The sequence below is a fragment of the Lysinibacillus sp. NPDC093197 genome (assembly GCF_044754025.1).
Taxonomy (GTDB): Bacteria; Bacillota; Bacilli; order Bacillales_A; family Planococcaceae; genus Lysinibacillus.
On sequence record NZ_JBIVOH010000005.1, the window covers coordinates 170494 to 184265 of the forward strand.

Here is a 13772-nt window from a genome sequence, read left to right on the forward strand (position 1 = left end):
GTCGTTAAAGTAATCCTTAAAAAACATACATATTGACACTATACCTATCTTCGTAATATAGCAAGTGAAAATGGTTATATTATGAGAAAATCATTATACAAAATAATAAAATACGTGTAATTAAGCATTTTGTCTACACAAAAGAAAAAGCCTCTAAGAGTATATCAACTTTTAGAGGCTTTTGGCAATTAAATTGTTTGTGAATTCACAAAATTTCGAATTGTGCTCATTGCGCGATTCGCATGCATTTCCGCACGCTCGGGTTTTGAACGACGTCCAGGTGGTAATTCAGGGAATATACCAAAGTTAACGTTCATCGGTTGGAAATTTTTTGATTGTGCTTCTGTTATATAACGCGCCATACTACCTAATGCAGTTTCGAATGGGAAAATAATTGGCTCTTGTCCTAATGCCAAACGTGCCGCATTAATTCCCGCAATTAACCCACTACCTGCAGATTCAACATAACCTTCTACACCTGTCATTTGACCAGCAAAGAAAACATTTTTTTGTTCACGTAACTGATATGTTTTCTCTAGCACTTTCGGTGAATTAATGAAAGTATTTCGATGCATTACACCATATCGTACGATTTCAACATTTTCTAGGCCCGGTATTAGTTGCAGCACTTCTTTTTGTGGACCCCACTTTAAATGTGTTTGGAAACCGACAATATTATAAAGTGTACCAGCAGCGTCATCTTGGCGCAGTTGTACAACAGCATAAGGTCGTTTACCTGTTTTCGGATCTTCAAGTCCTACTGGCTTCATCGGTCCAAACAACATCGTTTTTTCACCGCGCGCTGCCATTACTTCAATCGGCATACAGCCTTCGAAATAAATTTCTTTTTCAAATTCTTTTAATGGGACAACTTCTGCCTCGATTAACGCTTGGCGGAAACGATCAAATTCTTCCTTTGTCATAGGACAGTTTAGATAAGCCGCTTCACCTTTGTCATAACGAGATTTTAAATAAACTTTATCCATATCAATGCTATCTTTTTCAATAATTGGTGCTGCTGCATCATAGAAATACAGATAGTCTAGACCCGTTAAACCTTGAATTTTTTCAGCTAATGCTTTTGAAGTTAGTGGACCAGTTGCAATAACCGTAATACCTTCTGGAATTTCAGTTACTTCTTCATGAATGACTTCCACTAACGGATGATTTTTCACCGCTTCTGTTACATAGCCTGCAAACTCATGGCGATCTACTGCAAGTGCTCCACCTGCTGGTACGGAGCATGCATCGGCAGCTTTTAGAATAACAGAATCTAATAAACGCATTTCTTCTTTAATAACACCAACAGCATTTGTTAGCGTATTTGCACGTAGCGAGTTTGAGCAAACAAGCTCTGCAAATTTATCAGTATGGTGGGCAGGTGTTTGCTTTACTGGACGCATTTCATAAAGTTTAACTTTTACACCACGCTTAGCAATTTGCCAAGCCGCCTCACTACCTGCAAGGCCTGCTCCAATTACATTTACAACTTGTTCAGTCATTTTCTTACCATCTTCCTATCATTGAGTTGGTGTCTCTTCATAGTCACATTTCGTACACTGAATTTGCACACCTTTTTTTAATTTTTTCTCTACTAATAATGCACTACATTTCGGACACGGTCTACTAATTGGCTTGTCCCATGAAACAAATTCGCACTCTGGATATTGATTACATCCATAAAATAAGCGCTTTGTTTTACTTTTGCGTTCCACAATTTCGCCAGTTTCGCAAGAAGGACATTTAACCCCAATTGGCTTCATAATAGCTTTTGTGTTACGGCAATCTGGGAAGTTCGAGCAAGCCATAAATTTCCCATAGCGACCAAGCTTAAATACCATTGGTGAACCACACTTCTCGCAATCCTCACCAGCTGGTTCATCTTTAATGACTACTTTCTCCATTTCAGCATCTGCATGCTTTACATGAACCTCGAAGTCTTTATAAAAATCATCGATAACTTCAACCCACTTACGAATACCTTCTTCAACTTCATCGAGATCTTGTTCCATTTTTGCTGTAAATTCGATATTTATTATATCAGGGAAAAATTCCAGCATTTGTTGGTGAACGATTTCACCAAGCTCTGTCGGCATAAATCTCTTTGTATCTAGCACAACATAGCCACGGCGTTGAATTGTATCAAGGGTCGGTGCATATGTCGATGGTCGCCCTATTCCTAGCTCTTCCATTGTTTTCACAAGACGAGCCTCTGAGTAACGTGGTGGTGGTTGTGTAAAATGTTGCTTCGGCTCGATTTCAAGTGATTTCACCTGATCGCCAATTTCCATTTCAGGTAGAAGTTTCGTCGTTTCTTCTGTTTGATCATCCGTACCTTCTATATATAGTTTCATAAATCCAGCAAATTTGACTTGTGAGCCATTTGCTCGGAATAAAACATCACCATGTTGAAGGTCTACAGCAACTGTATCTAATACAGCAGGCGCCATTTGGCTTGCAATAAAGCGCTCCCAAATTAAACGGTATAAGCGTAGTTGATCGCGACTAAGTACTGTTTTTAACTCATCTGGTGTTCTCATCGTACTTGTCGGACGAATTGCTTCATGGGCATCTTGTGCATTCGACGCCTTTTTAACCTGCTTCGTTTCTGTCGAGATATATTCTTTTCCGTACTTTGTTTCAATATAAGAAACCGCTTCAGTCTTTGCAGTTTCAGATATACGTGTTGAATCTGTACGCATATATGTGATTAAACCGACTGTACCTTCTTTTTTACCAATATCAATACCTTCATACAATTGCTGTGCAAGCATCATCGTTTTCTTCGCACGGAAATTTAGCTTCCGCGCTGCCTCTTGTTGTAAAGAAGATGTAGTAAAAGCAGGTGCAGCATTTCGTTTACGTTCTTTTTTTGTCACATTTACGACTTCAAATGCAGTACCTTTTACATTTTTTAAAATGGACTTTACTTGCTCTTCATTTGTTAATTTTATTTTATCTTTGCCGTTACCATAGTACAGTGCATCAAATGTCTTTTTACCTTTTTCAAAGGAACCTTCAATCGTCCAATACTCTTCCGGCTGGAAGTTTTTAATTTCGTTTTCACGATCAATGATCATACGTAGTGCTACAGATTGCACACGACCTGCTGATAAACCTTTTTTAACTTTTTTCCAAAGAATTGGGCTTATATTATAGCCTACAAGTCGATCTAGCATACGACGTGTTTGCTGTGCATCCACTAAGTCCATATTTATAGCACGAGGATTTTTAAAGGAATCTAAAATTGCATCCTTTGTAATTTCATTGAAAACAACTCGACAGTCTGAGTGAATATCAATATTTAATGCAGTCGCAAGGTGCCAAGCAATCGCTTCTCCCTCGCGGTCTGGATCGGCCGCTAGATAGACTTTCTTCACTTTTTTTGCCGCAGACTTAAGTTCCTGTAAAACAGGTCCTTTACCGCGAATTGTAATATATTTAGGTTCGTAATTATTTTCAGTATCAACGCCCATCTGGCTACGTGGTAAGTCACGCACATGCCCAACCGATGCTTTTACTTTGTATTTTTTTCCTAAATAACGTTCAATTGTTTTTGCTTTTGCTGGTGATTCTACAATCACTAAATAATCCGCCATCTATGTCTCCCCCTTAGCGAGGTCTATTGCTAATTTTTTAAGTTACCTGTTGCAAAATGTATAACAGATTTTAAGATAATGCAACTTTTTTTCAATTTTTGCTAGAAAAGAGCGAAAGTGTTTCAACGATTTGGTGACCATCGCATACGGGAATAGCTCCTTCTAATAGTAATTTATTCGTCCCTTTTGACTGCTCTACATTAATCGGCCCAGGTACAACAAATACATCTTTTCCTTGCTCTAATGCACATTCTGTAGTAATTAATGTCCCGCTCTTTAGTGCCGCTTCCGTTACAACTAAAGCTTGAGACAAACCACTTATTAATCGGTTACGCATAGGAAATTGCCATTTTGCCGGTTTAATATAGGGTGGGTACTCTGTAATAAGTAAATGGTTCTCAGCCATTTTACAAGCGAGCGCTCGGTTTTCTTTTGGGTATAGAAAATTAAAGCCATGTCCAAGCACTGCAATTGTGTGGCCCCCAAACTTAATAGTTGCCTCATGAGCCATTGTATCTGCACCTCGCGCAAGCCCACTCACGACCGTGTATCCGTGTTCAATGAGCGGTGGGAAGATTAAGTCTATTGCAACTCTAGTATATGCTGTAGCCTTTCTAGAGCCTATTATAGCTATCCGTTTATCTCTTTCCAGCAGGTCGCGCTGACCTTTCACATACAATACAGTAGGTGGGCTAGGTATTTCAAATAATTGCGCCGGGAAATATGGGTGATTAAAAGGTATGGGGAAAATATTTGCTTGTGCGTAAACCTCTTGAATTGGCAAGTTCATAACGCGCTGGAAATTTTGAGAAATTTGCATAGCTTTTTGCCTCGTTATTTGCAATGTGCTTGCAATCTCATTAGGGTGTGCTTCTTCAAAACAACTTAATACATCCACCGGGGACAATAACTGTTGAAGTTTTTGGAGTGGTAATGGATATACATAATGCATAGCTAGCAGTCTCTGAGTATCTACTGAGAAAATCATTTAAAAACCTCCTTTATAATAGAAGAAATTAAATGACCGCAATTTTCATTTCATCACAAAAAAGTAGAAGACGATGTGTGATACACTCATATACACACTAGAGAGTACGTCCTGTCTTGCCGCTTCACCTACTCGACTTTTATTATCGAGTTTCTAGTGTTGAACATTCCAAAAGGGAAGGAATAGACAAACACTATCATTTAAACAGAGAAAAAGAGAAAAGATGTAGCCACAATGTGCTACATCTTCCATTTTAATGGGTTTTACATTTTTCGTATAGCCCTTTTTCTTTAATTACTTTAATTAATGTTTCACCGATAACAGATGGTGTTTCAGCTACTTCAATACCTGCTTCGTTCATAGCCTTAATTTTTTCAGCAGCTGTTCCTTTACCACCAGAAATAATGGCACCTGCGTGTCCCATACGTTTTCCTGGAGGTGCAGTTTGTCCACCGATAAAGCCAACGACTGGTTTTGTCATATTTGCTTTAATCCATTCTGCTGCTTCTTCTTCAGCAGTACCGCCAATTTCCCCAATCATTACAACTGCATATGTGTCAGGGTCATTGTTGAATGCTTCAAGTGCGTCGATAAAGTTAGTCCCATTTACAGGGTCTCCTCCGATACCTACAGCTGTTGTTTGACCGATACCGGCTTGTGTCAATTGGTGAACTGCTTCATACGTTAATGTTCCAGAACGAGAAACAACTCCAACGTGACCTTTCGTATGAATATAACCAGGCATAATACCAATCTTACATTCATCTGCTGTAATAACACCTGGACAGTTTGGTCCAACTAGACGTGTTTTTTTGCCTTCCATAAAGCGTTTAACCTTTACCATATCAAGGACAGGAATATGCTCTGTAATACAAATTGTTAATTCTAGTTCAGCATCAACAGCTTCTAATATTGCATCTGCTGCAAAAGGTGCAGGTACATAAATAACTGATGTCGTCGCACCTGTTGCTGCAACTGCTTCAGCTACAGTATTGAATACAGGTACGCCTTCAATTTCAAGTCCTCCCTTTCCAGGTGTTACGCCTGCTACGATTTTTGTACCATAATCAAGCATTTGCTTTGTATGAAATAGCGCTGTTTCGCCTGTAATCCCTTGTACAATTACCTTTGTATCTTTATTAATAAATACAGCCATTGTTCTCCCTGCCTTCCTTAGCCTACTAGTTCCACAATTTTTTGTGCGCCGTCAGCCATTGAATCTGCTGCTACGATGTTTAAACCAGATGCATTTAAAATTTCTTTACCAAGCTCGACGTTCGTACCTTCTAAGCGTACTACTAACGGTACAGATAAACCGATTTCTTTGGCTGCAGTTACTACACCATCAGCGATAATGTTACATTTCATAATTCCACCGAAAATATTAACGAATATACCTTTTACATGTGGATCTGAAAGAATAATTTTGAATGCTTCTGTTACTTTTTCAGCTGTTGCGCCGCCCCCAACATCAAGGAAGTTAGCGGGACTGCCGCCGTAGTAACTAATTGTATCCATAGTTGCCATCGCTAGACCTGCACCATTTACCATACAGCCAATGTTGCCATCTAGAGAAATATAGCTAAGGTCATATTTTGACGCTTCGATTTCTTTTGGATCTTCTTCATCGAAGTCGCGTAATTCGACAATATCTTTATGGCGATACAATGCATTTGCGTCAAAATTGAATTTAGCATCTAGTGCTACTACGTCCCCTTGTCCAGTAACAACAAGTGGATTAATTTCTACGATAGAAGCATCTTTGTCGATAAATGCTTGATATAAACCTAACATTAATTTAACAGCTTTCCCTACTAGGTTTGCTGGAATATTCATATTAAACGCCATACGACGTGCTTGGAAGCTTGTAAGTCCGATTACTGGATCAACAACTTCTTTGAAGATTTTTTCAGGATTTGTTTCTGCAACTTCCTCAATATCCATGCCGCCCTCTTCTGATCCCATTACAGTTACACGAGATGTAGCGCGGTCTAATACTAAACTTAAATAATATTCTTTTTGAATATCAGAGCCCTCTTCAATATACAAGCGCTTTACTTCTTTTCCTTCTGGACCTGTTTGATGAGTTACTAAAATTTTTCCTAATAACTCTTTTGCGTACGTACGCACCTCATCAAGGTTTTTTGCGATTTTGACACCACCAGCTTTACCGCGTCCACCTGCATGAATTTGCGCCTTGACTACAGTAACATTTGAGCCAAGTTCCTTCGCTACCTTCACTGCTTCATCAGGGGAAAAAGCAACTTTTCCGTTAGGTACTGCAACACCATATTTTCTCAGAATTTCTTTCCCTTGATATTCATGGATATTCATAATACATCCTCCCATCAAACATTTGCATAAAATTGTTTTACTAACATAATCTATTCTAACGAAACATTCTGATAAAGTCTACACTTTGTCTTTTGTTCAAAAATTCTCTAAAATTATGTCGTTTTCTTCTACTTTGTGTACTAAAACAGAGAATTCTAAAAATCAGAATACTTTATTTTTTCTATATTTTTGCTATGTTCTTGGTCTAAATGATATATAAATGCAAATACTTCTGCTACAGCTTGATATAATTCTTCAGGTATTGACTCATTTAAATCTAATTGTCCAAGTAATTGGACAAGGTTCGGATCCTCATAAATAGGCACGTTATGCTCATTTGCCCGTGCCAATATGTTTTCTGCCACCTTCCCTTTACCTTTTGCGACGACAGAGGGGCTATCAAATTGTCCTAGCTTATAAGTAAGGGCAATTGCTTCTTTACGAGTCTTTTTTTCTTCACTCATATACGGAAATCCACCCCACTATTTTCCTCCTGCTGTTGTACTACAGGGGGTGTTTTTTCTAGTTGGGCTTTTTCAAATTGTTTAATAAAGACTCCCGAAAGCTGATAATTTTTTTTTGCTAGACCTATTTTTAATGCTTCCTTTAGTGAATCTGCAGGCGGAATAATATTGGATTGCTCATTAAATACAGTAACTGTTACGACACGATTTTGAACTTGCATATCAATAACAGTTTCCTTCATTGATTCCATCTGTAAATAAAATAATATGCGCGCATAGTTAGCATCAATTTTTCCATCATCCTTCATACGCCCGTTCCACTGTAGTGTCGCGTCCATTTTCTTACCGAAAAATTCGAGTGGTACTTGCATTACAAGCTGGTGTTGATGACCATTTTCTCCTGACACGAGTTGCATACCATTCATACGTGTCATTAACATTTCTGCCGCTTCCTTTAACTGCGGTGTAATCTGCGCTTCTTGAAGCAACGTATGGAGCTGAGGCTTTAGTTGATGGGCAATCGTTTGTAAATCAGATGATTTACTACTAAGGGCTGCCTCATAGCTAATACCTAGACTTTTTAATACTGTTTTAAGCGCATGTTCCATTGCCTTACTATCCATTGAATTTCTTACATGTGCATCAGCTTCTGTCAGCATTCGCTGAATCCCTGGATGTGGTGCTTCAATACTAGTCTTCACAAGATTACGCATTAGCGCTTCATTTTGTGCAGGCAAAGTTGGTTGTTGCTTAAACAACGATAATAAATGTTCTTTTACAGAAAGCCCATTAGCATCTTGCGTAAATAATCGCTCAGGTGTATTTTGAGCAAAAGCTTTGATTAGTTGCTCCTGCATTTGCTTTGCAAAAATCTCTAATGTTTGTTTATTAGTTGGTAATTGGTTAAATCTATCAATCATTTGGTTCAGTTGTAGTTTTTGCTCATTCGTCAATAAACTTTGACTTGCTGTCCAAGACTTTAGCTGGTCAATAAGCTGAGCTTTATTTTCTGGTTTTGTTGCTAAAATAGTTTGGATTACTTGGCCCGCCTGCTGCAGTTGACCTTGTTGCACAGACTTTGCATCATTTAAAGACGTCCAATTTTGTAAAGTTGCCTGTTGCGGCAAAATGCCTGCTTCCTTTAATAAATTTAAAGCTTGTAAACGCTCGCTCACAGAAGCAGCATTATTCGTTAAAAGTTGAATAGATTTCGCGAGCACTAATGCCCCCGTTTCTGCTTCGAATGGCTTTGCAATCGCTGTCACTTGCTGCATTAAATTTTGCTTCATATTTTCTTGCAGTACGGTATCCTTTGCTAATAGCTGTGTAAAGGTATCCATAATAGCCGTCATACCTGATGTTTTTTGCCCACTAACAAGCGCTTGGAATACATCTTGAAGCATCGGCATTTTCAGTTCGACCATTTTTTGTAGGGCTTGCAAGGCATCCATCTTTGTCACACCTTCGGGTAATGCCTTCATCCACATCTCCGCCTGAAGAAGCTGCTCCTTAGAAATCGGTATTTGTGCCTTTATAAAATGCGCTAACACCTGCTGCATTTCCGTCGATTTTGGCAAGTTCATCGAATCTAGTAGCTGATTTATTTGCTGGCTCGAGGAAACCCCTTGTCCCATTGGCCCTGTAACAACCTTTAACTCTGTTTGCGGACTTGTACCAGTTACTTGAAAGAAATGTGCATCCCCTGCTTTAAGCGGTACTTCAAGTTTAGCAATGAGTTTTTGATTACCAACCTGAATTTCTGCCGTTTGATCTGGATATAGTTGTTTAATCGTGCCATGAAATACTTGTCCTTGCTTTAATGCAAGCGGTTGATTGGCTTGCATTAGAGCAGTTGGTTGTGTTTGTATCGGATTAAACGATGTAGCTGTCATCTAAATACTCCTTTCTTACATGGATTTTATAGGTTCAAATGACTTTCGATGATGTATTGTTGGTCCGAATGTTTCAAGTGCCTCTAAATGTTGTTTCGTACCGTAGCCAGCATGTTGTGCAAAGCCATACATAGGGAACTCTTTATCCAATTGTTCCATATAATCATCCCTAGCAGTTTTTGCTAAAATAGAAGCCGCTGCAATCGCTAAGCTTTTAGCATCTCCTTTAATAATAGATTCCTGAGGAATAGCGATTGGTAGTGTCATTGCATCAACTAATACGAAATTAGGCTTAATAGACAATGATTCTACACTTGTTTTCATCGATTGCTTTGTCGCTTCGTAGATGTTCAATTCATCAATATTTTTTGCTGATTGAAAATGAATAAAATAACTAATAGCATGCTCTTTCACCAATGATGCAAAAGCGTTACGTTTTTCCTTTGTTAATTGCTTCGAATCATTTAATCCAACAAGAGCTTCACAGTTTTTTGGCAAAATAACAGCCGCCGTTACAACTGGTCCAGCTAATGGCCCACGTCCAGCTTCATCCACACCTGCAATCAATGCTTCTTTCCCACCATAGAGATGATCGAAGTCAATTTTTGCTTGATGTTCGTCAATTAGTTGTTGTTTTCTATCTTGGCGTTTTTTCCAACTAAGCCATGCTTTCTGCACACCTGCACGTTCATCGACTGCAACTGCTGTCATCCATTCTTGCCAATCCTCAGCCATTTTTAATGCTGCTGTAATCTCTTTAATCGTTTTCATCATTTTACTCCCTTTTTCTCACTCTATATCATTTATCGGCAACAACTACTATTCCTAAAAGAAAAACTGCCATGCTCACGTTTTATTGCGTGAGCATGGCAGTTTTTTTTGCACATTATTGCTGTGTAGCTTCTTTTTCAAGCTGTTCATCAACAAAGTCAAATGTTAGCTTTCCTAAAAGTAATCCACGAATATCACGAACGATAAGCTGTGCCACTTGATCATAATCGATTTCTCCACCTGCGCCAAAAACACGACGAAGCTTGCCAATATGGTCAAATGTTTCTACTAAATCCTCATGCATAAGTTGGAAACCATATCTTTCCTCCATGCGTGTTGGATAATGCGTCGATAAAAATCGCAACCCGTAAACAGCTAGATCTTCCATATTTGTAATGGTATCTTTAATAGCGCCTGTTAATGCCAGCTTATAGCCGACTTCTTGATCTTCAAACTTTGGCCATAAAATCCCTGGTGTATCAAGCAATTCAAGTTCCTTACCGACCTTGATCCACTGTTGAGCCTTTGTCACACCTGGCATATTGCCTGTTTTCGCAATATTTTTCTTTGCTAATCGATTAATAAGTGTTGATTTCCCAACGTTCGGAATACCAACTATCATTGCACGGATTGCTCTTGGCTTCATTCCACGAGACTTCATTCGATCAAATTTTTCTTTTAAAATTTCCTGAGCTGCCTTCGTAACGAGTTGCAACCCTTTTCCTTCAAGAGAATTGATCGCCACCGCTTTATGACCATGCTTCGCAAAATACTCTACCCATTTGCGTGTTTCATGTTCATCTGCCATATCTGATTTATTTAAAATGAGAAGACGTGGCTTTTGATTAATAACCTCATCGATCATTGGATTTCTAGAAGATAGCGGCAAACGTGCATCAATTAATTCAAAAATAATATCTACTAGCTTTAATTTTTCCGTTACTTCACGGCGGGCCTTCGCCATATGCCCTGGAAACCATTGTATAGTCATTTCTATACCTCCTAAATAAGAAAAGCGCATTCGCCCAATTAACACGTACTAAACGTGCAGTGCAAATGCTTTAAAATCGAATAAGAAAACTTATGCTCTTAGACGTTAAGAAAGGGAGGGTTCGCCTCCCTTTCAAACATTACTTCACAATTTTAATATCGCTATACGGCCAGAAAATAAGGCTCGTATTACCTATGATTTCTTTTTGATCGACAATTCCAATATGACGGCTATCCTTACTATAACGACGATTATCCCCCATGACAAAAACATAGCCCTCTGGAATTACATCATTCAGTGATACATCAATGTCATTTAACGTAAAATCTTCCGTTAATGTACCCTCTGTAATTTTAGCTTTGTAGGCATCTAAATAAGGCTCGTCTATCGGTTCACCGTTAATGTATAGCTGATCGTCTTTATATTCTAACGTTTCACCTGGTAACCCAATTACACGTTTAATGTAGTTTTTTTGTTCTGGTGCATGGAACACAACAATATCAAAGCGCTTTGGTTCGCCAATTTTATAACCGATTTTATTCACAATCATTCGGTCGCCATCTTCAAGGGTTGGCATCATGGACTCACCATCAACTGCAATTGGTGTAAATAAAAAATAACGAATAACTGCTGCAATCGCAAATGCAATTAAAAGCGCCTTTGTCCATTCCCATAATTCATTCTTTTCTTTCACTTGTTTTTCCATTATGAATTGCCCCCTTGTCTATCCTCATCCTCATTTTAGATGATTATTATTTAAGATGACAAGCAAAAAGAAAAGGAGCTTGCAATACAAGCCCCTCACTTTTAAGTCATAATTATCGAATTTCTTTAATACGAGCAGCTTTACCACGTAGGTTACGTAGGTAGTAAAGTTTAGCACGACGTACTTTACCACGACGTACAACTTCTAAGTTAGCGATTTTTGGTGTGTGTACAGGGAATGTACGCTCAACACCTACACCGTAAGAAATTTTACGAACTGTGAAAGTTTCGCTAATACCGCCACCACGACGTTTGATAACTACACCTTCGTATACTTGGACACGTTCACGTGTACCCTCTACTACTTTCACGTGTACCTTAACAGTATCACCAGGACGGAAAGCAGGTAGATCAGTACGAAGCTGAGCTTTAGTAATTTCTGTAATAATGTTTGACATTGTTTTCTCTCCTTAGACAGATGCTCTTGCACGCAATCTATGCCACAGCGGAACACCGTAATTCAGCACTTCACATAGAAGTACAGAATAGATGTTATCACATATACTGCATGCAAGCAAGTATCTTTATAGTTCTTTTTTAAGTTTTTCTAAATACAATTTTTGCTTGTCTGTTAATGGATAATGCTCGAGTAGATCTGGGCGACGCTCGAATGTTCTTTTTAACGATTGTTCTTCGCGCCATTGCTCGATTTTCGCATGATTGCCCGATAATAATACTTCAGGTACTTGCATGCCTCGAAATTCAGCAGGTCGCGTATAATGCGGGTGTTCTAGCAGACCCGTTGAAAAGGAATCTTGAATATGGGAATCCTCTTGTCCTAAAACACCAGGTAAAAGCCGTACTACACTATCAATAACCGTCATTGCGCCTAACTCTCCACCCGTTAACACAAAATCTCCAATTGAAATTTCGTCGGTTACTAGGTGTTGACGAATGCGTTCATCATAGCCTTCATAGTGTCCACATAAAAACACTAATTCGCTTTCTTGCGCTAGCTCCTCAGCTTTTTTTTGGGTGAATCGTTCACCTTGCGGACACATTAAAATGATGCGTGGCTTTCTACCTGCTGTAATTGCCTCTACAGCGCTAAACATCGGTTCCGGCTTCAATACCATCCCTGCACCGCCACCATAAGGATAATCATCTACTTGATTATGCTTGTTGCCTGAAAATGCACGAATATCGGAAACTTCTAGCTTTACAGCACCTTTTTCCTGCGCTTTTTTTAGTATCGATGCTCCAAACACGCCAGAGAACATATCAGGAAACAGGCTTAACACATGAATATTTATCATAGCAAGCCTTCCATCACATGAATGACAATTTTCTTTTCTTCCACATCAATATTTTTTACGATGTCTTCAATATATGGAATGTAGTGTTCTTTTTTTGCACCTTTCACTACCCATACATCATTGGCACCTGTTTGCAGAATATCTTTCACTTCACCAATTGTTTCGCCTTCTTCAGATACAACTGTACAGCCAATAATGTCATGGAAGAAAAATTCATTTTCTTGTAATAAATCATCGGTCATTTGATCTTTCGTGATTTTCAGCATTCCTTCTTTGAACGGTTCGACAAAGTTGATATTATCCATGCCTTCAAATGTTAATAAAATAAAGTTTTTATGGCGGCGTACCGATTGAATTGTTACCCACGTTGGCTTTTTATCGTCTTTTTTAAACGCTGCAATCTTATTTCCCACCGCAAAGCGTTCTCCTTCAAAATCTGTAGTCGATAATATACGTACTTCACCACGGATACCGTGCGTGTTGACAATACGACCTACATTAAACCATTCCATCCATTTCACCTCTATAACGTTATATATCCGTACTATATAAAAAAAGGAAGGAACCAGCAAGCTCCCCCCTCTTCTATCCAGATTTTACGCTACACATTTACTGTCCCGTCGAATTCTAGCAACGTATGTAAGCATACTTGTTAGAATTCTTCAGTGCAAAATGGTGACATGTTGCATAGTTGCTACATTGTTACCTTCTC

Annotated in this window: 13 protein-coding genes; all 13 read right to left on the bottom strand. The window is 38.8% G+C overall.

Features of this window, described 5'->3' with window-relative positions:
- Window positions 1–188: 188 nt before the first annotated feature.
- Window positions 189–1502 (bottom strand): FADH(2)-oxidizing methylenetetrahydrofolate--tRNA-(uracil(54)-C(5))-methyltransferase TrmFO, encoded by a 1314-nt coding sequence (gene trmFO, locus ACIP9G_RS14870; protein WP_337981913.1) that lies wholly within the window; start codon window positions 1500–1502, stop codon window positions 189–191.
- 18 nt (window positions 1503–1520) lie between these two features.
- Window positions 1521–3599: a type I DNA topoisomerase gene (gene topA, locus ACIP9G_RS14875; protein ID WP_340825862.1), complete on the bottom strand. Its 2079-nt coding sequence runs from the start codon at window positions 3597–3599 to the stop codon at window positions 1521–1523.
- A gap of 91 nt (window positions 3600–3690) precedes the next feature.
- A complete protein-coding gene (gene dprA, locus ACIP9G_RS14880) occupies window positions 3691–4587 on the bottom strand; it encodes a DNA-processing protein DprA (RefSeq protein WP_401020389.1) in 897 nt (298 codons plus the stop codon).
- A gap of 253 nt (window positions 4588–4840) precedes the next feature.
- Window positions 4841–5743 (bottom strand): succinate--CoA ligase subunit alpha, encoded by a 903-nt coding sequence (gene sucD, locus ACIP9G_RS14885; protein ID WP_173477774.1) that lies wholly within the window; start codon window positions 5741–5743, stop codon window positions 4841–4843.
- Window positions 5744–5760: 17 nt separating this feature from the next.
- On the bottom strand, window positions 5761–6921 hold the full coding sequence (sucC, locus tag ACIP9G_RS14890) for an ADP-forming succinate--CoA ligase subunit beta (RefSeq protein WP_401009485.1): 1161 nt from the start codon (window positions 6919–6921) through the stop codon (window positions 5761–5763).
- Between the two features lie 155 nt (window positions 6922–7076).
- Window positions 7077–7385 (bottom strand): EscU/YscU/HrcU family type III secretion system export apparatus switch protein, encoded by a 309-nt coding sequence (locus ACIP9G_RS14895; protein ID WP_340825865.1) that lies wholly within the window; start codon window positions 7383–7385, stop codon window positions 7077–7079.
- Window positions 7382–9277 carry a hypothetical protein gene (locus ACIP9G_RS14900; protein WP_401020391.1) on the bottom strand — a complete coding sequence of 632 codons (1896 nt, stop codon included), beginning with the start codon at window positions 9275–9277 and terminating at the stop codon, window positions 7382–7384. Before ACIP9G_RS14900 ends, ACIP9G_RS14895 begins: the two co-directional genes overlap by 4 nt.
- A 15-nt stretch (window positions 9278–9292) precedes the next feature.
- Entirely contained in the window at window positions 9293–10048 is a 756-nt protein-coding gene (locus ACIP9G_RS14905; RefSeq protein ID WP_401020393.1) for a ribonuclease HII, read from the bottom strand.
- Between the two features lie 115 nt (window positions 10049–10163).
- Window positions 10164–11039, bottom strand: coding sequence for a ribosome biogenesis GTPase YlqF (gene ylqF, locus ACIP9G_RS14910; protein ID WP_401020395.1), 876 nt, complete (start codon window positions 11037–11039; stop codon window positions 10164–10166).
- Between the two features lie 139 nt (window positions 11040–11178).
- Window positions 11179–11745 carry a signal peptidase I gene (gene lepB / locus ACIP9G_RS14915; RefSeq protein WP_173477780.1) on the bottom strand — a complete coding sequence of 189 codons (567 nt, stop codon included), beginning with the start codon at window positions 11743–11745 and terminating at the stop codon, window positions 11179–11181.
- A 112-nt stretch (window positions 11746–11857) separates the two neighbouring features.
- On the bottom strand, window positions 11858–12202 hold the full coding sequence (gene rplS / locus ACIP9G_RS14920; protein ID WP_139860434.1) for a 50S ribosomal protein L19: 345 nt from the start codon (window positions 12200–12202) through the stop codon (window positions 11858–11860).
- Window positions 12203–12328: 126 nt separating this feature from the next.
- Window positions 12329–13057, bottom strand: a complete 729-nt coding sequence (trmD, locus tag ACIP9G_RS14925) for a tRNA (guanosine(37)-N1)-methyltransferase TrmD (protein ID WP_340826527.1) — start codon at window positions 13055–13057, stop codon at window positions 12329–12331.
- The gene (gene rimM / locus ACIP9G_RS14930; protein ID WP_401020397.1) at window positions 13057–13572 is read right to left on the bottom strand and encodes a ribosome maturation factor RimM; all 516 of its coding nucleotides are present in this window, start codon (window positions 13570–13572) and stop codon (window positions 13057–13059) included. Before rimM ends, trmD begins: the two co-directional genes overlap by 1 nt.
- Window positions 13573–13772: the final 200 nt, after the last annotated feature.

What these genes read in the sequence shown, in the direction of transcription:
- trmFO (WP_337981913.1), bottom strand. Translation starts at nt 1,502, where the DNA reads ATGACTGAACAAGTTGTAAATGTAATTGGAGCAGGCCTTGCAGGTAGT.
- topA (WP_340825862.1), bottom strand. Translation starts at nt 3,599, where the DNA reads ATGGCGGATTATTTAGTGATTGTAGAATCACCAGCAAAAGCAAAAACA.
- dprA (WP_401020389.1), bottom strand. Translation starts at nt 4,587, where the DNA reads ATGATTTTCTCAGTAGATACTCAGAGACTGCTAGCTATGCATTATGTA.
- sucD (WP_173477774.1), bottom strand. Translation starts at nt 5,743, where the DNA reads ATGGCTGTATTTATTAATAAAGATACAAAGGTAATTGTACAAGGGATT.
- sucC (WP_401009485.1), bottom strand. Translation starts at nt 6,921, where the DNA reads ATGAATATCCATGAATATCAAGGGAAAGAAATTCTGAGAAAATATGGT.
- ACIP9G_RS14895 (WP_340825865.1), bottom strand. Translation starts at nt 7,385, where the DNA reads ATGAGTGAAGAAAAAAAGACTCGTAAAGAAGCAATTGCCCTTACTTAT.
- ACIP9G_RS14900 (WP_401020391.1), bottom strand. Translation starts at nt 9,277, where the DNA reads ATGACAGCTACATCGTTTAATCCGATACAAACACAACCAACTGCTCTA.
- ACIP9G_RS14905 (WP_401020393.1), bottom strand. Translation starts at nt 10,048, where the DNA reads ATGAAAACGATTAAAGAGATTACAGCAGCATTAAAAATGGCTGAGGAT.
- ylqF (WP_401020395.1), bottom strand. Translation starts at nt 11,039, where the DNA reads ATGACTATACAATGGTTTCCAGGGCATATGGCGAAGGCCCGCCGTGAA.
- lepB (WP_173477780.1), bottom strand. Translation starts at nt 11,745, where the DNA reads ATGGAAAAACAAGTGAAAGAAAAGAATGAATTATGGGAATGGACAAAG.
- rplS (WP_139860434.1), bottom strand. Translation starts at nt 12,202, where the DNA reads ATGTCAAACATTATTACAGAAATTACTAAAGCTCAGCTTCGTACTGAT.
- rimM (WP_401020397.1), bottom strand. Translation starts at nt 13,572, where the DNA reads ATGGAATGGTTTAATGTAGGTCGTATTGTCAACACGCACGGTATCCGT.